Origin of the sequence: Halomonas sp. MCCC 1A13316, assembly GCF_014931605.1 — a bacterium.
In the GTDB taxonomy this organism is placed as follows: domain Bacteria; phylum Pseudomonadota; class Gammaproteobacteria; order Pseudomonadales; family Halomonadaceae; genus Halomonas.
In genome coordinates this window covers 2,895,162-2,916,044 of the sequence record NZ_CP053382.1, presented here as the reverse complement: position 1 = coordinate 2,916,044, position 20,883 = coordinate 2,895,162, and the positions used below count along the sequence as shown (strand labels likewise).

At 64.2% G+C, this 20,883-nt stretch carries 21 protein-coding genes; 9 read left to right on the top strand and 12 right to left on the bottom strand.

What is annotated here, in order from left to right:
• The first annotated feature begins 69 nt into the window (after positions 1-69).
• The 6 genes from mreC to tldD are packed head-to-tail and all read left to right on the top strand — an operon-like array spanning position 70 to position 8,860.
• Positions 70-945, top strand: a complete 876-nt coding sequence (gene mreC, locus HNO52_RS13470) for a rod shape-determining protein MreC (protein ID WP_232090298.1) — start codon at positions 70-72, stop codon at positions 943-945.
• A complete protein-coding gene (gene mreD / locus HNO52_RS13465; protein WP_197565791.1) occupies positions 945-1,436 on the top strand; it encodes a rod shape-determining protein MreD in 492 nt (163 codons plus the stop codon). The genes mreC and mreD overlap by 1 nt, the downstream gene beginning before the upstream one ends.
• Positions 1,437-1,449: 13 nt before the next feature.
• Positions 1,450-2,055, top strand: coding sequence for a Maf family protein (locus tag HNO52_RS13460; RefSeq protein WP_197565790.1), 606 nt, complete (start codon positions 1,450-1,452; stop codon positions 2,053-2,055).
• Between the two features lie 52 nt (positions 2,056-2,107).
• On the top strand, positions 2,108-3,571 hold the full coding sequence (rng, locus tag HNO52_RS13455; protein WP_197565789.1) for a ribonuclease G: 1,464 nt from the start codon (positions 2,108-2,110) through the stop codon (positions 3,569-3,571).
• 7 nt (positions 3,572-3,578) lie between these two features.
• Entirely contained in the window at positions 3,579-7,409 is a 3,831-nt protein-coding gene (locus tag HNO52_RS13450; RefSeq protein WP_197565788.1) for a YhdP family phospholipid transporter, read from the top strand.
• Positions 7,406-8,860 (top strand): metalloprotease TldD, encoded by a 1,455-nt coding sequence (tldD, locus tag HNO52_RS13445; protein ID WP_197565787.1) that lies wholly within the window; start codon positions 7,406-7,408, stop codon positions 8,858-8,860. Before HNO52_RS13450 ends, tldD begins: the two co-directional genes overlap by 4 nt.
• A gap of 43 nt (positions 8,861-8,903) precedes the next feature.
• On the opposite strand, the gene yjgA is transcribed toward tldD, so the two are convergent.
• Entirely contained in the window at positions 8,904-9,410 is a 507-nt protein-coding gene (yjgA, locus tag HNO52_RS13440; RefSeq protein ID WP_197565786.1) for a ribosome biogenesis factor YjgA, read from the bottom strand.
• Positions 9,411-9,554: 144 nt separating this feature from the next.
• Here yjgA and pmbA point away from each other — a divergent pair, with 144 nt between their 5' ends.
• A complete protein-coding gene (gene pmbA / locus HNO52_RS13435) occupies positions 9,555-10,895 on the top strand; it encodes a metalloprotease PmbA (RefSeq protein ID WP_197565785.1) in 1,341 nt (446 codons plus the stop codon).
• 59 nt (positions 10,896-10,954) lie between these two features.
• Here the strand turns inward: pmbA and HNO52_RS13430 are convergent, their stop codons facing one another.
• The 11 genes from HNO52_RS13430 to HNO52_RS13380 form a co-directional block, all read right to left on the bottom strand.
• A complete protein-coding gene (locus HNO52_RS13430) occupies positions 10,955-11,224 on the bottom strand; it encodes an HPr family phosphocarrier protein (protein WP_197565784.1) in 270 nt (89 codons plus the stop codon).
• A 2-nt stretch (positions 11,225-11,226) separates the two neighbouring features.
• Positions 11,227-12,147, bottom strand: coding sequence for an RNase adapter RapZ (rapZ, locus tag HNO52_RS13425; RefSeq protein ID WP_197565783.1), 921 nt, complete (start codon positions 12,145-12,147; stop codon positions 11,227-11,229).
• A gap of 43 nt (positions 12,148-12,190) precedes the next feature.
• The gene (ptsN, locus tag HNO52_RS13420; protein WP_197565782.1) at positions 12,191-12,661 is read right to left on the bottom strand and encodes a PTS IIA-like nitrogen regulatory protein PtsN; all 471 of its coding nucleotides are present in this window, start codon (positions 12,659-12,661) and stop codon (positions 12,191-12,193) included.
• A gap of 6 nt (positions 12,662-12,667) precedes the next feature.
• On the bottom strand, positions 12,668-12,976 hold the full coding sequence (hpf, locus tag HNO52_RS13415) for a ribosome hibernation-promoting factor, HPF/YfiA family (protein WP_197565781.1): 309 nt from the start codon (positions 12,974-12,976) through the stop codon (positions 12,668-12,670).
• Between the two features lie 108 nt (positions 12,977-13,084).
• Positions 13,085-14,506: an RNA polymerase factor sigma-54 gene (locus tag HNO52_RS13410; RefSeq protein WP_197565780.1), complete on the bottom strand. Its 1,422-nt coding sequence runs from the start codon at positions 14,504-14,506 to the stop codon at positions 13,085-13,087.
• A 157-nt stretch (positions 14,507-14,663) separates the two neighbouring features.
• Positions 14,664-15,389, bottom strand: a complete 726-nt coding sequence (lptB, locus tag HNO52_RS13405; protein WP_197565779.1) for an LPS export ABC transporter ATP-binding protein — start codon at positions 15,387-15,389, stop codon at positions 14,664-14,666.
• 6 nt (positions 15,390-15,395) lie between these two features.
• Entirely contained in the window at positions 15,396-15,935 is a 540-nt protein-coding gene (gene lptA, locus HNO52_RS13400) for a lipopolysaccharide transport periplasmic protein LptA (RefSeq protein ID WP_197565778.1), read from the bottom strand.
• Positions 15,932-16,552 (bottom strand): LPS export ABC transporter periplasmic protein LptC, encoded by a 621-nt coding sequence (gene lptC / locus HNO52_RS13395; protein WP_197565777.1) that lies wholly within the window; start codon positions 16,550-16,552, stop codon positions 15,932-15,934. The genes lptA and lptC overlap by 4 nt, the downstream gene beginning before the upstream one ends.
• Positions 16,553-16,564: 12 nt before the next feature.
• Entirely contained in the window at positions 16,565-17,122 is a 558-nt protein-coding gene (locus HNO52_RS13390) for a KdsC family phosphatase (protein ID WP_197565776.1), read from the bottom strand.
• A 24-nt stretch (positions 17,123-17,146) separates the two neighbouring features.
• Positions 17,147-18,157: a KpsF/GutQ family sugar-phosphate isomerase gene (locus tag HNO52_RS13385; protein WP_232090296.1), complete on the bottom strand. Its 1,011-nt coding sequence runs from the start codon at positions 18,155-18,157 to the stop codon at positions 17,147-17,149.
• 28 nt (positions 18,158-18,185) lie between these two features.
• A complete protein-coding gene (locus HNO52_RS13380) occupies positions 18,186-19,136 on the bottom strand; it encodes a calcium/sodium antiporter (protein ID WP_197565775.1) in 951 nt (316 codons plus the stop codon).
• A 140-nt stretch (positions 19,137-19,276) separates the two neighbouring features.
• Here HNO52_RS13380 and HNO52_RS13375 point away from each other — a divergent pair, with 140 nt between their 5' ends.
• Both HNO52_RS13375 and mlaE read left to right on the top strand, forming a co-directional pair.
• A complete protein-coding gene (locus HNO52_RS13375) occupies positions 19,277-20,089 on the top strand; it encodes an ABC transporter ATP-binding protein (RefSeq protein ID WP_197565774.1) in 813 nt (270 codons plus the stop codon).
• Complete coding sequence (gene mlaE, locus HNO52_RS13370) at positions 20,086-20,868, top strand: lipid asymmetry maintenance ABC transporter permease subunit MlaE (protein WP_197565773.1); 783 nt, start codon at positions 20,086-20,088, stop codon at positions 20,866-20,868. The genes HNO52_RS13375 and mlaE overlap by 4 nt, the downstream gene beginning before the upstream one ends.
• Positions 20,869-20,883: the final 15 nt, after the last annotated feature.

The following is a 20,883-nucleotide window of genomic DNA, read 5'->3' as shown; positions in this document are numbered from 1 at the left end:
CTGCGCCCGGTGCGGGGGGGGACGTCTATTAAACCGCTGTTCTCGCACGGTTCTGTGCCTGGCTACCGCATGCTGTTATGTGCGGTGGCTGCTTCTGCTCTAATGTTCGTCGATCATCGTTTCACCCGTATGGAAGAGGTGCGCGCACAGCTCACCACCATCGTTGCGCCGGTCCAGTGGCTGGTAGCCGTGCCTAGCGACGTACTGGCCTGGGGCTCGCTGGCGCTTTCCGATCAGCGTGCCCTGGTGGAGGAGAACCGCCGCCTGCGCGAGCAGATCCTGCATCTGTCCCATCGGGTACAGCACATGTCGAGCCTGACGGCGGAAAACGTGCGCCTGCGTGAGCTGCTGGGTGCCGCTGAGCGCGCGGAGGCGGAGTACATCACTGCCGAGCTGTTATCTCTGGATTCCGACCCGTTCACCCACCAGATGGTGATCGACCGTGGACGTCGCAACGGTGTCTTCGTGGGCCAGCCGGTGCTGGACGCGTCGGGCCTGGTGGGGCAAGTGACGGCCGTTTCGGCCTACTCCAGCCGGGTGCTGATGCTAGCGGATGCAAGCCATGCGTTGCCGGTCCAGGTCAATCGCAACGGGCTGCGTTTCGTGCTTCAAGGGAGCGGACAGTACGACTCCCTGCGCGTCGTGCACGTGCCTGACACTGCCGATATCCGTGAAGGCGACCTGTTGGTGACCTCGGGCCTGGCGGGTCGATTTCCACCAGGCTACCCGGTGGCGAGAGTCACCGAAGTGGTTCACGACCCGGGGCAGCCGTTCGCGCGGGTGACGGCCGAGCCCGTGGCGCGCCTTCAGCGGTCGCGCCATTTTCTATTGATCTTTCCGCCTGAGCCGGCACCGGTTCCCGACGACGAAATGTGGGATCTCGAACTGCCCGAAGAGGCCGAGGTCGACGCTCTCATCACCCCCGACATGGAGGGATCGGACTGATGCCGAGCGGACCTCGAACGCCTCTTGCCTGGGTGTGGCTCACGCTGCTGTTGGCGCTATGCCTGCAGGTGATGCCCCTGGCCGAAGGCTGGCAGATCTGGCGCCCCGACTGGCTCGGCCTGATGCTGATCTACTGGTGCATGACCACTCCCGATCGAGTCGGAGTCTTCCACGGCTTCGTGCTCGGCATTCTGCTCGACCTCATCGAGGGGGCGCCACTTGGGCAGAACGCCCTGACCCTGTCATTGCTGGCCTTTCTCTCGGCGCTGGTCTATCCACGCTTTCGTACCTACTCCCTCGTGCAGCAGGCGCTGCTGATACTGGTGTTGCTGGGGTTGGTGCAACTGGTCGAGCAGTGGTTGCGTACGCTGTTCGGTCCCTTCTCGATGCACCTTGCTTTCTTGCTGCCCTCGTTGATCGGGGCGGTGCTATGGCCCTGGCTGGTCACCATGTTTCAGGCCTTCGAGCGCCGTCTGGCACGAAACGACTGATGGAGCGCCGGCTATGATCGATAGTTCGAGCCCTGCCGTGCTGTGTCTGGCATCGTCTTCGCCGCGCCGACGAGAGCTGCTGGCCGGTATCGGTGTGGTGGTTGATGTGCAACCGGTTGATATCGACGAAACGCCTCTCCATGAAGAGCGTCCTGACGCGTATGTCCTGCGGCTGGCGCGCGAGAAGGCCATGGCAGGAAGTCGGCGCACGACGCTGCCGACGCTGGGGTCGGATACCGCCGTGGTGTGCGATGGGCGGATCCTGGGCAAGCCCGCCGATCAGGCCGAAGCCGCCGCCATGCTGCAAATGCTGTCGGGTCGCGCCCATGAGGTGCTCACCGCCGTAGCCGTGACGGGACCCGCCGGGTTGCTCGACGTGTGCGTGGCCACGCGGGTTTTCATGCGCCGGATAGACGATAGGGAAATGGCGGCCTACTGGGCGACCGGTGAGCCCGTCGACAAGGCGGGTGGCTATGCCATCCAGGGACTGGCGGCGGTCTTCGTCGAACGAATCGAGGGCAGCCACTCGGCGGTGGTCGGGTTGCCGTTGTTCGAGACGGCGCAGCTGCTGACGCGACAGGGCGTGCCACTGTGGCATGCAGTCGGAAATGCTGTCTAGCCGCATCACTATGTCATAATGCGGCGAGACGAAACTGGACAAGGATTTCCGCATGAGCGGCGAAGTACTGATCAACCTGACGCCGATGGAAACCCGCGTGGCGGTGGTGGAGAACGGCGTGCTGCAGGAGGCGCTGATCGAACGTACGCGTCGCCGTGGCATTGTCGGCAATATCTACAAGGGCCGCGTGGTTCGGGTGCTCCCCGGTATGCAAGCTGCCTTTGTCGATATCGGCCTCGACCGGGCGGCCTTCATCCATGCCCACGAAGTCATGCCGCCCGGCACTCCGCCGGAGGAGCAGGCTTCCATCGGCCAGTTGCTTCACGAGGGGCAAGCCCTGGTGGTTCAGGTCACCAAGGATCCCATCGCTTCCAAGGGCGCGCGGTTGACCACCCACCTGTCGGTGCCGTCGCGCTATCTGGTCTACATGCCCGACTCGCCTCATCATGGGGTTTCCCAGCGCATCGAGGACGAGCGTGAGCGCGAGCGATTGCGCGAGCTTCTCGAGCTCTGTCAGGGCGAGCAGGAGATCGAGATCACCGGCGGTTTCATCGTGCGCACGGCGGCGGAGAACGTGGGCAAGGACGAGCTCTACGCCGACATGCACTTTCTCTTGCGATTGTGGCGCAAGGTCAGCGAGCGCAAGGTGACCGCTCCGGCGCCCAGCGTGATCTACGACGACCTGCCGCTGTTCATCCGCACCCTGCGCGACTTGATGCGCGACGAGATCGAGAAGGTGCGCATCGACTCGCGGGAGAACTACGTCAAGCTGCTGGAGTTCGCCGAGGAGTTCATGCCCGATTCCTCGGCACGTATCGAGTACTATCCCGGAGAGCGCCCGATCTTCGACCTCTACAGCGTCGAGGACGAGATTCAGAAGGCGCTGGGGCGCAAGGTGCAGTTGAAGTCCGGTGGATACCTGGTGATCGATCCTACCGAGGCAATGACCACCATCGATGTCAATACTGGTGGTTACGTGGGCCATCGCAACCTTGAGGAAACCATCTTCAAGACCAACCTCGAGGCGGCCAACGCCATTGCCCGCCAGCTGCGATTGCGTAATCTGGGTGGCATCATCATCATCGATTTCATCGACATGGAGGACACGGAGCATCAACGTCAGGTGCTACGAGTACTCGAAAAGGCACTCGAGCGCGACCACGCCAAGACCAAGTGCACCGGTGTCACTGAACTCGGACTGGTGCAGTTGACCCGCAAGCGCACCCGCGAAAGCTTGGAGCAGACCCTGTGCGAATCGTGCCCCACCTGCGGTGGCCGCGGCACGCTGAAGACCGCCGAGACGGTATGCTACGAGATTTTTCGTGAGATCCTGCGCGAAGAGCGCGCCTACAGCGCCGAAACCTACATGGTGCTGGCCTCTCAGCAGGTGGTGGATCGCTTGCTCGACGAGGAGTCCGCGGCGGTCGCCGACCTGGAGGCGTTCATCGGTAAGACCATTCGCTTTCAGGTCGAGGGCCACTACTCCCAGGAGCAGTACGACATCGTGCTGATGTGAGTGGCCGATGCATCCTTTTCGTCAGGTAGGACGCTGGGTCCTCACCCTGCTGGCCGTAACGCTGGCGCTGGTGGCCGTGCTGCTGCTGGCGCTGCGCCTGGCTCTGACTCAGGTCGACCAGTTGGCTCCTCGCGTCGAGCGTCTGCTCGAGGCGCGCTCGGGGGCGGCAGTACGGCTGGATGAGTTCGATGCCAGGCTGGCCCGGCTCGATCCGATCGTGGAGGGCGGCGGTCTTACCATTACTACCCGCGAAGGAGATGCCGGCTTGCCACTGCTCGAGGTCGAGCATGCTCGCTTGCGTCTGGATAGCGCGGCAAGCCTGCTTAGCGGAGTGCCGGTAGTCGAGGATGCGCGCCTGACGGGGCTCACGCTTCACCTCTATCAGGATGAACAGGGCGGCTGGCACTGGCCGGACCCGGCCAGGATTCCCCCCGCACTGTTGGAAGGCGAGTTCAATCTCGAACAGCTCGATTCCTGGGTCGGAATGCTGCTGCAGCAGCGTGCCTGGGTAGAAAACGTTCGGCTGATACTGCACGGCCGCAAACGCCGGGTCGACATGCTGGCAACGCGTTTGTTGCTCACCGGTGACGAACGGCGAGCGCACCTGGAGGGTGAGGTTCACCTGGAGGGGCAGGAAGAGGCTACGCTGCAGGCCGTCCTGGAGGTCTTGCCGGGCCCTGCCGGTTTGCGTGACTTCAGCGCCGCGCTTCAGGCCGAAATGAAGCTCGGTACGCTGATCGATCTGGTCGAGGTCTTCACCCCCGACGACCCCCTGCGCCTGGAGGATGCCAGCGGTGACGTCACCCTCTGGGGGCGCTGGCATCGCGGTGAGCTGGCCGATGCGCGGATCGATGTCGACGTGCCTCGGCTGGCGCTGCGTCGTGACGATGCGCCGATCGTGCTGGAACCGTTCAAGGCACGTGGCCAGTGGCTGCGTAGCGATCAAGGATGGGAAGCCTGGCTGCAGGGTGATGCCTCGGCCGCCGACTGGGCTGAGCCGCGCGAGCTCGAGGAGGAAAAGGAGCCGGCATTGCCACATTTCTGGCATATTCGCAGCGATGGGGAAGGCTGGTGGCTGACGACCAGCCGCTTCGAGCTGGCTTCCCTTGCCGCCTGGCGCGAGCGCATCCTGCTTCCCGAGAGCCTGGTTCGAACCATCGATGCCCTCGATCCCCGCGGCCTGGTGTCTGGGCTCGGAGTCGGGCGGCGCAATGGACATTGGATCGCACAGGCTGCCGTGCACCAGGTCGAGGTGGATCCTTGGGAAGAAGTGCCGGGAGGTGGCCCGCTGGATGCCTGGGTCGAGGCACAGGACTTTTCGGGGCGTGTCGAATTCGTTGGCGTGGGTGAGCCGACGTTCAAGATACCGCAGCTCTACGAGGCCCCGATGGCACTCTCGCATGCCAGCGGTGAGGTGCGCTGGACCTATGAAGGGCCGCGTACTTTCGTCAGCGGGCGCCAGCTCAGGGCGGGTTGGCAAGGCGCCGAGGTGGCGGGAAGTTTCGGCCTGGCGCTTGGCGGCGATGTGCATGGTGGCCTGGGGCTCGACCTGAACTTCCGCAACGTCGATGCCTTGGAACGGCCGCTGGTGGATTGGTTGCCCGGCGACGTGATAGGAGAAGAGCTTTATGCCTGGCTGGCCGGGGGGGTAGCTGGGCGTGTGCCATCTGGCGATCTCAAGCTACACCTGCCGCTGCGGCGTGGCGGCAGTGGCCTCGGGCCTCGATTGCAGCTCGATCTGGCAATCGAGGACGGTCGACTGCCTTTCGATCCGCAGTGGCCGGTAATCGAGTCGATCGAGGGACGCCTGAGGGCGGGCATCGGTACTCTGGATGCCGAGGTGCGCCGTGCCGAGAGCCTGGGCGTCGAGGGCAGCAATGGGCAGGTCGTCATCGAGAATGACGTGCTTCGCGTGACCGGAGACCTGGCTGCCGATGGCGCTGCGCTGCGCCGCTACCTGCGGGCGCTACCCGTCGACGGCATGGAGCAGGTCGAGGACTGGCGCGGAGAGGGCGGAGCCGGCGGCCGGATCGAGCTGGCAACGAAGCTCGGCGAAGAGGAGGACTTTCGACTCGATCTCGACACCGAGGTGGCCATGGAGCAGCTTGCCTACCTGCCGCTGGAAGTGCCTATCGTGAACGTTCGCGGCCCGCTTGCGTGGCGGCAGCGCGATGATGAGGGTGGGCTTGAGGGTCAACTGGAGGCACGCCTGTTCGGCGGGCCGATCAATGCCGATATCGACACTCTCGCTGGATACATTGAACTCGACGGCGCTACCGAGATCGCGAACATACTGCAGCATTTCGAGATCGCCGATCTCGGTTCCAAAGTCTCGGGGCGCCTGCCTTGGCAGGGCCGGTTCTCGCTCGATGAGGCGGGCAATACCTTTCGTTTCGACAGCAACCTGCAGGGCGTGACCGTCGAGCTGCCTGAGCCGCTGGGCAAGGCAGAGGGAGAGGCACGACCGCTGTGGCTGACGGCAGATCTCGACCAGCGGCAGGTCGAGGCCGAGCTGGACGGGGATGCACGTCTGCGCTGGCGAGGCCTGCCGTGGTCGAACCTGGGCCAGGGTCAAGTGTGGTTGGGGCGCTCGCCCGACTCTCCCGAGTGGCCTGAGGAGGAGGGATGGTCAGCAACGCTCTATCATCCTCGGCTCGATCTGGTGGCGTGGGGTGAGGCGTTGGCGCCGCTGCTCGATGGAGGGACGTCGGGGTCCATTGAGAGACCTGCTTTATTACGCCTGTTGCGGGTGGAAACCGCTTGTCTCGCTGGTCCTGAAAGCTGCTTGGGAGGTATGTCCGCCGAGGCGCGTCCGCACGCCGGTGGCGGTTGGCGCGTGGGGCTGCAGGGCGATTTGCTCGAAGGGGGGCTCGATTACCGTCCTTCCCTCGCCGATCCGCTGGATATAGCGCTGGAGCGCCTGACCCTCGATGGCCTGCTGCCGGCCCAGGTGGAAGGCGCCGGCAATCTGCTCGAAGAGCTCGATGTGCCACCCGATCCGGCGCCGCTGCCCGACTGGCTAACCGAGCTGCCAGATGGGCGACTGCGAATCGCCGACATCCTCTACCAGGGGCGTCAGATCGGCCCGCTGACCGCGCACTGGGAAGGTGGGCCTCAGCAGCTACGGGTGGCCCCTCTGGGGCTGACCTTGGGGCAGGTCTCGGCGCGAGGGGAGATCGTCTGGGAGTCGGCCGGTGCCGGCGACAGCCTGACCCGCTCGCGGGTCGATCTCGATGGGCGCGATCTGGGCACTGCGCTGGAACGACTCGGCCAGCCGGTCTCGATCCGCAGCAGCGAGACGCGTGTTCGCAGTCAGTTGGCCTGGCCGGGGGCGCCCTGGCAATTCGCCCTGGCGCGCTCGCGCGGTAGCATCGAGGTCGAGCTGCGCGATGGCCGCTTTGCCAACCTCGAATCGCCTACGGCGCGGTTGGTGGGTCTGCTCAACGTCGATAACCTGGTACGCCGCCTGCGCATGGATTTTTCCGACGTGACCGGCCAGGGCACGGCTTTCGATCGAGTGAGTGGGGCTGCTACCCTTTATGAGGGCGTACTCGAGACCAATGGCCCGGTAACGATAGACGGCCCGGCTACTTCTTTCACATTGGACGGCACTGTCGACCTCGTCCGGCGGGAACTGGATCAGCGCCTGGGGGTCACGGTGCCCGTCAGCAGCAGCCTGCCGTTGGCCGCGGTAATCGCCGGGGCGCCCGTGGTGGGTGGTGCACTGTTCATTGCCGACCGTCTCTTCGGCAGGGCCATCGACAAGGTCACTCGAATTCATTATCGCGTGCGGGGTCCGTGGATCTCGCCGGACATCACACTGGAAACCGCCGAATGACGACATCTTCAACTCTTTTGCTCGATACTGCCGCCGAAATCCTGTTGCACCCGGGCGGGCTGGATATCGAGGCACTCGATGCAGGCCTCGGCCACGTGCTGGCGCCCGGCGTCGATTACGCCGATCTCTATTTCCAGAGGAGCTGGCACGAGAGCTGGGTACTTGAGGACGGCGAAGTCAAGGAGGCCGGCTACAATATCGACGGTGGCGTCGGCGTGCGTGCCATGGCGGGCGAAAAGACCGGCTTCGCTTATTCCAACCAGATTACCCTCGACGCCTTGGCCGAGACGGGACGCACGGCTTCGGGCATCGTGCGTAGCGGTGCCACCCTGCCGGTCGGCTCGCGGGTCGTGAGTCACGCTGCGCCGCGCTATGCCTCGATCGATCCTCTTTCGGGCCTTTCTGCCGAGGACAAGATCGCCCTGCTCAAGCAGGCCGACCGCGTGGCACGGGCCGCCGATCCGAGCATCAGCCAGGTTAGCGCATCTCTGACCGGCGTGCACGAAGTCGTTCTGGTGCGCGCCAGCGACGGCACCCTGGCGGCCGACATCCGTCCGTTGGTTCGCTTCAACGTCAGCGTTATCGCGGTGAAGAACGGCCGACGAGAGCGCGGCAGTGCCGGTGGCGGCGGGCGCTATGCCATGGCACGTCTGCGCGACGACAACGTCGCCGAGCGTTTTGCCAAGGAAGCCGTGCGCCAGGCCTTGGTCAACCTGGACGCCGTCGACGCCCCGGCCGGCCAGATGCCGGTGGTGCTCGGGCCAGGCTGGCCCGGCATCCTGCTGCACGAGGCGGTGGGACATGGCCTTGAAGGCGATTTCAACCGCAAGGGCAGTTCGGCCTTCGCCGGACGCATGGGGCAGCGGGTGGCCGCGCCTGGCGTGACCGTGGTGGACGATGCCACCCTGGCCGATCGGCGCGGTTCCATGAGTGTGGATGACGAAGGCACGCCGGGCCAGTACACGCCGCTGATCGAGGATGGCATTCTCACCGGCTACATGCAGGACAAGCTCAACGCCCGGATGATGGGCATGCAGCCCACCGGCAACGCCCGGCGCGAGTCGTTCGCACATATGCCGATGCCGCGCATGACCAACACTTACATGCTGGCCGGCCAGGACGATCCGGCGGACATCCTCGCCAGCGTCAAGCGAGGCATCTACGCGGTCAGTTTCGGCGGTGGCCAGGTGGATATCACCTCGGGCAAGTTCGTGTTCTCGGCAAGCGAAGCCTACCTGATCGAGGACGGCAAGATCACCGCGCCGGTCAAGGGGGCGACCCTGATCGGCAACGGGCCGGAGGCGATGGGCCGGGTGTCGATGATCGGTCACGACCTGGAGCTCGACACCGGTATCGGCGTTTGCGGCAAGGAGGGGCAGGGCGTTCCCGTGGGCGTGGGCCAGCCGACGCTCAAGCTGGATGAGCTCACTGTCGGCGGCACTGCGTCGTGAACGAACGTGCCTGCCGCCGGTTCAGCCACGAGCGGCGGGAGTCTTACAGCCCCGCCGTATCGCGGATCAGCTTGAACAGTTTGCGCGCATTGGCCGGGGGTTTGCCGCGTTCGCGCTCGCTCTTGGCGTTGCGGATCAACTGACGCAGCGCCTGGCGATCGACATCGGGATGCTCCTCGATGAAGGCCTCGACGGCGCCGTCGCCATCTTCGATCAGGCGATCGCGCCACTTCTCGAGGCGATGAAAGGCGAGGTCGCGATGGCGATTTTCCTGCTCGACTTCGTCGAATACGGCCTGAATCGCTTCGAGGTCCTCGCGCCGCATCAGTTTGCCGACATACTGCATATGGCGCCGGCGCCCTTCGTGGGAGCGGATGCGGGAGGTTTCCTCGACGGCTGCGAGCAAGTCTTCCGACAGCGGGAAGCGTGCCCGCTCGGTAGGCGTCATGGCGATGATCTGTTCGCCCAGTGCCTGCAGCGCATGCATTTCACGCTTGAGCTGGGACTTGCTGGGCCGTTCGTCGAAGGAAGAGGGAGTATCCTGGGTCATGCCGCGTCCAAGTGATGAGAGGTCAGAGTCATCCTGGCCAGTGAAGCGATCAGGCTCGAATGACAGCAGTATATCAGTCCGTCGCCGGGCGACGGGAAATGACATGTTGGAGGCCGGCGCGGTCGGTCAGTGAAGGAGAGACACATGAGCAAGGCTTTCGATGCCGCCGCCCAGCAGGCACTGCTTGAATCGCGGGCCGAGCAGGCGCTGGCCCTGGCGAAACACTTGGGGGCCGACGCCTGTGAGGTGGGGGCCAGCGTCGACCAGGGAACCGGTATCAGCGTGCGTGAGGGCGAGGTGGAATCCGTCGAACTCTCCCGTGACCAGGGGATCGCCGTGACGGTCTACCTGCGTGGTCACAAGGGCAGCGCTTCTTCCACCGATGCCGGTGAGGCTTCGATCCGTGAGGTCGTGGAGAAGGCCATGGCCATCGCGCTCTATACCGGTGAAGATCCCGCCGCCGGCTTGGCCGATCCCGAGCTGATGGCCACCGACCTGCCTGATCTCGACGTGCATCATCCCTGGCCGCTTTCCACCGAGCAGGCTATCGAATTGGCGCTGGCTTGCGAAGCGGCCGGTCGCAGTGAGCCCGGTATCCGCCAGTCGGAAGGAGCTTCGCTCTCCAGCGGTGAGGGAGTGCGAGTCTACGCCAACAGCCATGGTTTTCTGGGCAGTCAGCGTGGCAGCCGCCACTCGCTCTCCTGCATGTTGATCGCCGAGGACGAGGGCGGCATGCAGCGCGATTATGATTATACCAGCGCGCGCAACCCGCAGGACCTGCTGAACGCCGATGCGGTGGGCAGGAGCGCCGCCCAACGCACCCTGAGCCGGCTGGGAGCTCGACGGCCCGCCACCGGTCGCTTGCCGGTGCTGTTCGACGCCACCGTGGCCAGCGGCCTCGTCGGCCACCTGATGAGTGCCATCGCCGGCGGCTCGCTCTATCGCCAGGCCTCGTTCCTCTGCGATCGACTGGGTGAGCCGCTGTTTCCTGGCTGGTTCACTCTCGGCGAGCGCCCCATGGAGCGAGGAGCCATGGCCAGTTCGCCATTCGATAACGATGGCGTGCAGACCCGCGACAACGTCTACATCGAGGGGGGGCGGCTGGCGAGTTATATGCTGTCGGCCTACAGCGCGCGGCGCCTTGGCATGCAGACCACCGCTAACGCCGGCGGTGCACGCAATCTGCGCATCACGGCACCGCTCGACTCACGCGAGGAACTGCTCGCGCGCATGGGGCGCGGCTTACTGGTCACCGAGCTGATGGGACAGGGTGTCAATGGCGTGACCGGCGACTACTCACGCGGTGCGGCCGGCTTCTGGGTCGAGAACGGCGAGATTCAGTACCCGGTGGAGGAGTTCACCATTGCCGGCAATCTGGAGGCGATGTTCAAGGGGCTGTTGGCCGTGGGCAGCGATATCGATACCCGCGGCAGCATTCACACCGGCAGCTGGCTTGTCGACGAGATGACCGTAGCCGGCTCATGAGCTGAATGGACGCTTTACGCCTTTCCATCAAGTTGTCGGGGACGAGCGCAGCCATTCCCCTAGGTATCCTCTTCGAAGCGGGCCTCGAATAGTGCCTCGATGGCCTCCAGCACCGCCTCGGCATCCTCCCCTTCGGCGCTGACATCGAGTTCGGTGCCGCAGGGGGCGCCCAGCATCAGTAGCGCCATGATGTTGCTGGCATCGGCCTGCTGCTGCCCTCGGCTGACGAACACGCGCGCGTGAAAAGGCTGGCAGCACTGCACCAGCTTGGTGGCAGCTCGGGCGTGAAGGCCGCGTTTGTTGGTCAGGGTCAGCTTGCGGCAGGGCACGCTCAGGTTTCCTTGCGTTCGGGCGTCTCTTCGGTCACGTCACGGGCGGAGGTGACCGGTGTGTGGATGCCTAGCTCTCGATGGCGCAGGCGCACGTCGGGCTGTTGCCGGGCCAGATGTTTGGCGAGGCGCTCGGCCAGGTACACCGAGCGGTGCTGGCCACCGGTGCAACCGATGGCAACGGTCAGATAGCTGCGGTGTGTATCGCGGTAGGCGGGAAGCCAGCGTTCTACCCAGGCGACGATATCGTCGAGCATCTGCTGTACCAATGGGTACTGTTCAAGGAATGCCACAATGCTAGGTTCTCGGCCGGTAGCCGAGCGCAGGCGTGGGTCCCAGTAGGGGTTGGGCAGACAGCGTGCGTCGAAGACGATATCGGCGTCGAGGGGTACGCCACCCTTGAAGCCGAACGACTCCACGGTCAGGGTAAGTTGGTCCGCGCGATGACTGGCCACCTGTTCGGTGATTCGCCCGCGCAGGTCATGTACCGACAGCCGTGAGGTGTCGATGATCAGGTCCGCCAGGTTGCGAATGTCACTCAGCGTCACGTCTTCCGACTCGATGGCTTCGCCCAGGGTCATGTCCCGGCCACGGGTCAGGGGATGGCGACGCCGGGTAGCGGAGTAGCGTTCGAGCAAGATGCGTGCATCGGTGGTCAGGTAGATGACCTGACAGTCGACCTGCTTGATACGCAGCTCTTCCAACAGGCGTGGGAAGCGCTCCAGGGCATGGGGCAGGTTGCGCGCGTCGATACTGACGGCGATCGAGGTCTGGATGGTGGGCGAGTTGCGTAGCTCATCAACCAAGGACCCGAGCAGCATCGCCGGCAGGTTGTCGATGGCGTAGTAGCCGATATCCTCGAGCGCTTGCAGCGCGATCGATTTTCCAGAGCCGGAGCGGCCGCTGATGATCACAAGCTGCATGAGAGTTCTCCTGATCAGGGCTGGCCGAACGGCGAGGTGAGTGTCAGGCCGAGGACTGTCGTCGAATCGCTTCGATGAGACGCTCATGGAGCTCGCGCTGGCTTGCGCATTTGCGCAGTCGCGCCCGCGTCTCGGCGTCGTTCATGACGCTAGCCACCTGGCTCAGCAGCGACAGATGCGTATCGTCGGCTTCTTCCGGTACCAAAAGCACGAACACCAGATCGACCGGCTCGCCGTCGATGGCGTCGAAGTCGATGGGTTCGGCAAGTTTGAGAAAGGTCGCTACGGGGTTATGACAGTGCGGGCTACGGGCATGGGGAATGGCCACACCATTGCCGATGCCGGTACTGCCCAACCTCTCACGACCGACGAGTCTGCCGAAGACCTCCTGACTGTCGAGGCTCGGAGTATTCTGCGCAATGAAGGTGCTGAAGAACTCCAGCACCCTCTTCTTGCTGCCCCCGGGAACGTCGAACAGAGCGCGTTCCGGAGGCAGGATGGTTTCCAGTGTCATGGCAACTCAGCGAATGCCGGCGCCCTGGGCGCGAGCCTGGGCCTTTTCCTTGTGTTTAACCAGTTGACGATCGAGCTTGTCGGTCAGCGCATCAATTGCGGCGTACATGTCCTGATCGGAAGCTTCGGCATGCAGATCGGCGCCGGCGGCATGCAGCGTGCAGGCGGCCTGCTGACGCTCCTTCTCGATCGAGAGCGTGACTTGCACATTGGTAATGTTGTCATAGTGTCGCTGGACGCGGCTCAGCTTCTCGCTCACATAGTCACGCAGTGAATCGGTCAGCTCAACATGATGGCCGGTGATGTTGACTTGCATGACAAGCTCCTTCGTCCTTCGGGTGGTAGCTCGATTGTAACCCTTTTTACTGCCCTGCATACCCCCTCGAGCGGCGGGATTGTCGGGGATCAAGGTTGATTCGAGGCATCAGCGAAAACGCTTGCGCTCGCTCGAGGAAGGAATTCCCAGAGCTTCACGGTACTTGGCAACCGTGCGGCGGGCGACTTGAATGCCATCCGCGGCCAGCAGGTCGACCAAGCGGCTGTCGGAGAGCGGCTTGCGCGGCGTCTCTTCGGCGATCAGCTTGCGGATACGGGCGCGGATCGCCGTGCTCGAGTGGACGTCGCCGTCACCGTTGCCGCCGACATGACTGGAGAAGAAGTACTTCAGTTCGAAAACGCCGCGGGGCGTATGGATGAACTTCTGTGTCGTCACCCGCGAAATGGTCGATTCGTGCATCTCCACCGCCTGGGCAATGTCGGCCAGCACCAGTGGTTTCATTCCCTCCTCGCCGTGTTCGAGAAAGTCGATCTGGCGGGCCATGATCTCGCGCCCAACCCGCAGCAGGGTGTCGTTGCGGCTGGCGAGGCTTTTCATCAGCCAGCGGGCTTCCTGCAGGTGATCCTTGAGAAATTGGTTGTCCTGACTCTTGTCGGCACGGCGCACCAGCGCCACGTAGTCGGGCTGGAGGCGTAGCCGGGGCAGGGCCTCGGCATTGAGTTCCACGCGCCAGCCGGATTCATCGTGGTAAGCGACCAGGTCCGGCGTGACGTAGCTGCTGCCGACATCGGCATAGGCGCTGCCGGGACGCGGATCGAGCGAGCGAACCAGGGCAATGACCTCGTCCAGCGATTTGTCGTCCAGACCCAGACGACGCTTGAGCAGGCGACGATCATCAGCGGCCAGTGCCTCGAGAAACTGGCGCACCAGCCGACGAGTCTGGGGCAGCAGCGGTGTATCGTCAGGCAGCGCAGCCAGCTGTAGCATCAGGCACTCGCGCAGGTCGCGAGCGAACACGCCGGTCGGCTCGAACTGCTGCAGACGCAGCAAGACCTGCTCGACTTCCCGTGTGGGCAAGCCTTCTAGTCCTTGCCGGCGCAGGCCGTCGCGAATCTCTTCGAGGGGCTGGGCCAGGTAACCCGTGCCGTCGACGGCATCGATCAGGCTTTCGGCAATCTGACGCTGACGGTCGCTCAAGTCGGTCATCGCCAGTTGCCAGATCAGATGGCCGGTCAGCGTCTGCGCCGAGGCCTGGCGCTCGAAATCCGGGCCTTCGCCGGTGGCGCTGCCTGAGCTCGTACCATGGTCGGGATAGGTATCCGTCCAGTCGCTGTCGGTGGAAAGCTCACTGGGTATCTCGTCGGCCCAATCATCGCTCTGGATTTCGCTGGCGGCCTGCTCGCCGAAGCCGTCGTCGAGCTCCAGCATAGGGTTGGATTCCAGCGCCTGCTGGATCTCCTGGCGAAGATCGAGGGTCGAGAGCTGCAGCAGGGCAATGGCCTGCTGCAGTTGGGGAGTCATGGTCAGCTGGGTGCCGACGCGCAATTGCAAGGATGCTTTCATGGCCATGAGGGTAAGGGCTCATTTGCCGGAAAGACTCTACCCTAGACTGGCGGACGCTGACTTGCAAGAGGGGTGGGTGCAATAAGCATGCCATTGGCAATATGCATGCCTAATACAAATAATTAATTAGAGATCATGCGCTTGCATGATGAGAAAAAGTGCGTTATAGGCGGAAGTCTTCCCCGAGGTAAACTTCCCGGACCCGCCTGTTGGCCAGGATCGCCTCGGCGTCCCCTTCGGCAATGATCTGGCCGTCGCCGACGATGTAAGCCGAATCACAGATATCGAGGGTCTCGCGGACGTTGTGGTCGGTGATCAGCACACCGATGTCGCGCGACTTGAGCTGGCGGATGATCCCCTTGATTTCGCCCACCGAGATCGGATCAACCCCGGCGAAGGGTTCGTCGAGCAGAATGAAAGCCGGCTCGGTGGCCAGCGCCCGGGCGATTTCGACGCGCCGCCGCTCGCCGCCGGACAGGCTCATGCCAAGGTTGTCGCGAATGTGGGTGACATGGAATTCCTCCAGTAACTGCTCGAGCCTCGCCTGCCGCGCGTGGTGATCGAGATCCTTGCGCGTTTCGAGGATGGCCATGATGTTATCGGCCACCGAGAGTTTGCGGAAGATCGATGCCTCCTGGGGCAGGTAGCCGATACCTGCCCGTGCGCGCTCGTGCATTGCGCTGCGCGAGAGATCCTGGTCGTCGATATGGACTTCACCGGCATCCGCCTTCACCAGGCCGACGATCATGTAGAACGAAGTGGTCTTGCCGGCTCCATTAGGCCCGAGCAGGCCGACCACGCGGCCTTGTTCGATGGAGAGGCTGATGTCGTGCACCACGCGGCGGCGCTTGTAGCTCTTGGCCAAATGCCGGGCGTATAAGGTCTTCATCGGCACTCAACGCTCCGGCTGCAGGGTCATGCGAATGCGCTGGCTGCCTTCGACGCCCTCGCCCTGGGCGCGCGCCTGGACCACGCGACGATCGAGGAAATACTCGAGATAGCCCCCGTCGAAGGTGTCGCCACCCTGGTGCAGCTCGGCGCGGTCGATCAGTTCCACTCTGCGCTCGGCCACATGATAGATGATGGTACGCCCCCAGCCGCGAACCACGGGCTGGTCGGGGTCGGGCTGCTGTTCGATGTAGGCGCGTTCGCCGTGGGCCGTGGCACGCGAAAGCTCGCCGGCCGCATTGCGCTGAAACTCGACTCGGTCGCCGGTGAGTCGCATGCTGCCCTGACGAATATCGACGTCGCCTGTGTAGACCGCAGTGCCGGCGCGATCGTCGAGTTCGAGTTGGTCGGCCTCTACCTCGATGGGCTGCTCGGCATCACTCTGCTGCGCCATGATCGAACCGCTACCCGCCAGGCCGATCAACGCCATGCCAACCAGCGCCAGGGTGAGTGGCATACGTATGGTCGGGAGCCTGCATCGCTTCATGGCGTGAAATCCTCTAGGTTGGCGGCGTCGGCCTGCTCTGGCTGGGCGACTTCCGGGACATGGTGGCCGCGCACATTGTCGGTCAAACGCGCCCGATTGTCATGGATCCAGGCGTCGAAGCGCTCGCCGCGCATGCGCTGTGGCGGCTGCTGCAGCAGGGCGGGCGTGTCGCTCCAGGCGTGCCCCACATTGGCGTCGAAATGCAGGGTTTCTGTGTCGAGCTGCCAGCGCTCTTCGGGGGCGAACAGGCGGGCGTCACCCGAGAGCGTGAGTGGATTGCCGCCCGGGCCGAGGCGGCCTTCCGTGCCGCTTGCCACCCATAGCCGGCCCTCGCGGTCGATCAGATGGGCCAGCGGCGTGACGGCGCGGGTGACATCGTCGTGGGGCGTATGCACCAAACGCGGGCTCTCCAGGCGTTGGTGGGCTCTGCCTTCGGCATCGAAGCGGGTCAGTTGCGCCTGCTTCAGGTAGTAGTCGGGCTCGCCGGCTTCGTCGGTAGGTACCGGTCCGGGAGTGGGCTCTCGCCAAGGATCCAGCCAGGCGATCAGGCCGCCGAGCGCCAACAGCAGCAGGAATAGCCAGACTCGGAACGAGGGGCGTGGCAGCCGCTTCAGCATATCCGGACAGCCTCAGCGCTTACCGTGGAGGTAGGTATCGACCAGCGCGTCGCGATGCCCCTGCGCTTCGAGCAGCATGTCGCAGATCTCGCGCACCGCGCCATGCCCTCCGCGGCGCTCGGTGACGTAGTCGGCCAGCGCACGCAGGTAGGGTGGGGTGTCGGGGACGGTGATACCGATACCGGCACGCTGGATGGCCGCCAGGTCGGGCAGGTCGTCGCCGCAGTAGGCGACTTGCTCCAGCTCGATTCCCTTGCGCGTGCATAGCTCGCGCAGGGTGGCCAGCTTGTCTTCGCAGCTCTGGAAGACATGATCGATGCCCAGGGCGGCGGCGCGGTGGCTGACCATGGGCGATTCGCGACCGGTCAGGAAGGCCACTTGCAGGCCGGCACGCCTGAGCAGCTTGAGACCCAGGCCATCCTGGGTATGAAACGCCTTGATCTCGACGCCGTCGGCCTGGAAGTAAAGGCGGCCGTCGGTGAGTACGCCATCCACGTCCAGCGCCAGCAGGCGAACCTGACGCAGGTGGTCGACAAGGCGTGGGTCGATGGTAGGGGTGGCCAGAGCCATGGGCTCTCCTTGGTCAGGGTAATGTCAGATCACGCCGCTTCGCAGCAGGTCGTGCATGTGCAGCGCACCGATCGGGTGGCCTGCTTCGTCAACGACGGCAAGCGCCGTTATCAGACTGTCCTCCATTATGCGCACCGCTTCGGCTGCCAGCATATCGGGGGCGATGCGCTTGCCGGGGCGTGTCATGACGTCATCCACCTTCAGCTGGCTGAGGTCCTGATACTGATCGAGCGTGCGGCGCAGGTCGCCGTCGGTATAGACACCGATCAGGAGATTGTGCTCATCGACGACACAGGTGAAACCGAGCCCTTGGCGAGTAATCTCGAGCAGGGCGTCGCGCAGAGGGCTTCCCAGCGGCACGCTAGGCAGTCGCTCGCCCTGGTGCATCAAGTCGCCGACGCGGAGCAGCAAACGCTTGCCCAGGCTTCCTCCCGGATGCGAGAGGGCGAACTCCTCGGCGGTGAAGCCGCGCGCCTCGAGCAGGGCCACGGCCAGGGCGTCGCCCAGCGCCAGTGACGCGGTGGTCGAAGCGGTCGGTGCCAGGTCCAGCGGGCAGGCCTCGCGCTCGACGCCGGCATCGAGATGCGCATCGGCGTGGCGGGCCAGCGTCGAGTCGGGGCGTCCTGTCATGCTGATCAGCGGCGTACCGATGCGCTTGAGCAATGGTAGCAGCGCGGTGACTTCGGCGGTTTCGCCGGAGTTCGACAGGGCCAGCACCACGTCGCCCCGTGTGATCATGCCCAAGTCGCCGTGGCTGGCTTCGCCGGGATGCACGAAGAAGGCCGGCGTGCCGGTGCTGGCGAGGGTGGCGGCGATCTTGCCGGCGATATGTCCCGACTTGCCCATTCCGGTCACGACCACGCGGCCCTGGCAGGCGAGTATCAGCTCGCAGGCGCGGTCGAAATGGCTGTCGAGCCGCTCGAAGAGCGCTGCGATGGCCTGCTCCTCGACCTTGAGCGTGCGGCGTGCGCTTTCCCTCAGCGGTGAGGCACCTGGGGTGCCGTCGGAAGAGAGGGTGGATTCGTCTGAGTTCATGGCGATGATTGTTGCCCGATGTGAGGTTTCACTCAAGGGCGGCGCCGCCACTGAGGCCGAGCCAGACCAGATAGGCGGCATAGCTGGCCAGGAAGGCGGCGCCGATGGGCCGGCCGAGGCGGCCCTGGCGCTGCCATAACAGCAGGATGGCCAGGGCCAGTGTCAGCACCAGCATGACCCGGTAGTCGCGCCCTGCAGCGTCCGGATGGGGCGCGCCGGGTGCGATGATGGCTGGAATCGGCAGCACAGTCAGTAGATTGAAAAGGTTGGAGCCGATCACGTTACCGATGGCGAGGTCATGCTGACGCTTCAAGGCGCTCGCGACACAGGCGGCCAGCTCGGGCAGGCTGGTACCTACCGCCACGATGGTCAAGCCGATGACGAGTTCGCTGATCCCCAGGCTGCGTGCCAGTTCGCTGGCGCCCCACACCAGGGCGCGGGAGCTGAGTGACAGCAGCAGCAAGGTGCCGATCAGCCAGGAGAGTGCGCGCTGCAGCGTCATGTCGGGTATATCATCGGTCGGGACGGCGTCAGGTGTGTCGGCGCGCACCAGCCACCAAATACTGAAAATCATCAGTACTACCAGAAGCAAGGCATCGAAGCGCCCCAGGATGCCGTTGGCCAGGGCATAACCGGTGACGCCGGTCGCACCGAGCAGTAGCGGCAATTCTCGGCGTACCAGCGAGAAGGGGACCGGGATGGGGCGCACCAGTGCCGTTGCTCCCAGCACCAGGCCGATATTGGCGATATTGGAGCCCAGGGCATTGCCGATGGCCAGATCCGGCAGGTCATCCAGCGCGGCGAACACGGCGACCACCATCTCTGGGGCCGAAGTGCCCATGGCCACGACGGTCATGCCGACCAGCATCGTGCTCATCCCGGTGCGGCTGGCCGTGGCTGCCGCAGCATTGACGAAGCGGTCGGCGCTCCAGGTGAGCACGGCAAGGCCCAGGGCGACTGTAACGAGCGGAAGTAGCATGGCATCGATCTGAGCGATGAATGAGGTCGCATATTAGACGTGTTAGGCGGTTCGGGTGCAAGCCACGATGCGGGTCGGGCTGGCGCCAGGCGGAAGAGTTAGGATACGATGTTCGATAATTTTTCCTGGATTTTAGCGGCATGATCGATTCCCTCTTCGTGGAGGTGGACAACCTGCATTTCTCGCGCGGTGAGAAGGTCATCTTCGACGGCGTTGCAATGCAGATTCCCCGTGGCCGAATCACAGCCATCATGGGCCCCAGCGGAACCGGCAAGACGACACTGCTCAAGCTGATCGGCGGACAGCTGGTGCCCGATGCCGGGCGGGTCCGGATTGCGGGTCAGGACGTGCACGCCTTGTCGCGCAAGGCGCTGTTCAGCTTGCGCCGACGCATGGGCATGCTGTTCCAGAGCGGTGCGCTGTTCTCCGACCTCAGCGTGTTCGAGAATGTGGCGTTTCCGCTGCGTGTGCATACCGATCTGCCGCAGGCGATGATTCGCGACCTGGTGCTGATGAAGTTGCAGGCGGTGGGGCTGCGCGGGGCGCGGGAGCTGATGCCGGCGGAGTTGTCGGGAGGCATGGCGCGACGTGTCGCTCTGGCGCGTGCGATTGCGCTGGACCCCGACCTGGTGCTCTACGATGAGCCGTTCGTGGGCCAGGACCCGATTTCGAAGGGCGTCCTGGTGCAGTTGATCAGGAGGCTCAACGAGGCGCTCGGCCTGACCTCCATCGTGGTGTCGCACGATATCCAGGAGACGCTGTCGATTGCGGACTACGTCTATGTGATAGCCGATGGCCAGGTCATGGCCCATGGCACGCCCGATAGTCTCGATATCGACGATGACCCGCGCGTCACCCAGTTCGTGCACGGTGAACCGGATGGCCCTGTGCCCTTTCACTACCCGGCGCCGGACTACTTCCGCGATATCCTCAACCTGGAGGGGCGGCCATGATCGGTCGCGTCATGCGCCTCGGGCGGCGTGGCTGCGATGTACTCGAAGCCTTGGGTAGAGCGGGCTTGTTCCTCGTCCAGTCATCCATCGGTATTCCCTCCCGCGAAGGGTGCTACTTGTGGCTGCGACAGATGCACTTCATCGGCGTGCTGTCGCTGGCCATCGTGCTGGTGTCGGGATTGTTCATCGGCATGGTGCTGGCGCTGCAGGGCTATACCATCCTGGTCGACTTCGGTGCCGAGCAGGCGCTGGGTCAGATGGTGGCGCTGTCGCTGCTGCGTGAACTGTCGCCGGTGGTCGCGGCGCTGCTGTTCGCCGGGCGTGCCGGCTCCGCACTGACCGCCGAGATCGGCCTGATGAAAGCCACCGAACAGCTCACCAGCATGGAGATGATCGGCGTCGACCCGCTGCGCCGAGTGGTGGCGCCACGGCTGTGGGCTGGCTTCGTCGCGCTGCCGATGCTGACCCTCGGCTTCAGTGTGGTCGGTATCTATGGCGGCTATCTGGTCGGCGTCGAGTGGCTGGGGGTGTTCGAAGGCTCCTACTGGGGCAGCATGCAGGCCAGCGTCGATTTCGTCTCCGACGTCGGCAACGGCATGGTCAAGAGCCTGGTGTTTGCCTGGGTGGTGACCTGGATCGCGGTGTTTCAGGGTTACGACCTGGTGCCGACATCGGAGGGAATCTCGCGTGCCACCACGCGTACGGTGGTTTACTCCTCGCTGGCGGTGCTGGGCCTCGATTTCGTACTTACTGCGCTGATGTTCGGAGGTTTTTCCTGATGCTCGTTGGATACT

Excerpts from the sequence above, each read along its gene's own strand:
- HNO52_RS13450 (WP_197565788.1), top strand. The coding sequence starts at position 3,579 with ATGCATCCTTTTCGTCAGGTAGGACGCTGGGTCCTCACCCTGCTGGCC.
- mlaE (WP_197565773.1), top strand. The coding sequence starts at position 20,086 with ATGATCGGTCGCGTCATGCGCCTCGGGCGGCGTGGCTGCGATGTACTC.
- mreD (WP_197565791.1), top strand. The coding sequence starts at position 945 with ATGCCGAGCGGACCTCGAACGCCTCTTGCCTGGGTGTGGCTCACGCTG.
- yjgA (WP_197565786.1), bottom strand. The coding sequence starts at position 9,410 with ATGACCCAGGATACTCCCTCTTCCTTCGACGAACGGCCCAGCAAGTCC.
- lptA (WP_197565778.1), bottom strand. The coding sequence starts at position 15,935 with ATGAAGCGATGCAGGCTCCCGACCATACGTATGCCACTCACCCTGGCG.
- rapZ (WP_197565783.1), bottom strand. The coding sequence starts at position 12,147 with ATGCAGCTTGTGATCATCAGCGGCCGCTCCGGCTCTGGAAAATCGATC.
- pmbA (WP_197565785.1), top strand. The coding sequence starts at position 9,555 with ATGAGCAAGGCTTTCGATGCCGCCGCCCAGCAGGCACTGCTTGAATCG.
- tldD (WP_197565787.1), top strand. The coding sequence starts at position 7,406 with ATGACGACATCTTCAACTCTTTTGCTCGATACTGCCGCCGAAATCCTG.
- HNO52_RS13390 (WP_197565776.1), bottom strand. The coding sequence starts at position 17,122 with ATGGCTCTGGCCACCCCTACCATCGACCCACGCCTTGTCGACCACCTG.
- HNO52_RS13460 (WP_197565790.1), top strand. The coding sequence starts at position 1,450 with ATGATCGATAGTTCGAGCCCTGCCGTGCTGTGTCTGGCATCGTCTTCG.
- mreC (WP_232090298.1), top strand. The coding sequence starts at position 70 with ATGCTGTTATGTGCGGTGGCTGCTTCTGCTCTAATGTTCGTCGATCAT.
- HNO52_RS13410 (WP_197565780.1), bottom strand. The coding sequence starts at position 14,506 with ATGGCCATGAAAGCATCCTTGCAATTGCGCGTCGGCACCCAGCTGACC.
- lptC (WP_197565777.1), bottom strand. The coding sequence starts at position 16,552 with ATGCTGAAGCGGCTGCCACGCCCCTCGTTCCGAGTCTGGCTATTCCTG.
- HNO52_RS13375 (WP_197565774.1), top strand. The coding sequence starts at position 19,277 with ATGATCGATTCCCTCTTCGTGGAGGTGGACAACCTGCATTTCTCGCGC.
- HNO52_RS13380 (WP_197565775.1), bottom strand. The coding sequence starts at position 19,136 with ATGCTACTTCCGCTCGTTACAGTCGCCCTGGGCCTTGCCGTGCTCACC.
- HNO52_RS13385 (WP_232090296.1), bottom strand. The coding sequence starts at position 18,157 with ATGAACTCAGACGAATCCACCCTCTCTTCCGACGGCACCCCAGGTGCC.
- hpf (WP_197565781.1), bottom strand. The coding sequence starts at position 12,976 with ATGCAAGTCAACATCACCGGCCATCATGTTGAGCTGACCGATTCACTG.
- rng (WP_197565789.1), top strand. The coding sequence starts at position 2,108 with ATGAGCGGCGAAGTACTGATCAACCTGACGCCGATGGAAACCCGCGTG.
- ptsN (WP_197565782.1), bottom strand. The coding sequence starts at position 12,661 with ATGACACTGGAAACCATCCTGCCTCCGGAACGCGCTCTGTTCGACGTT.
- lptB (WP_197565779.1), bottom strand. The coding sequence starts at position 15,389 with ATGAAGACCTTATACGCCCGGCATTTGGCCAAGAGCTACAAGCGCCGC.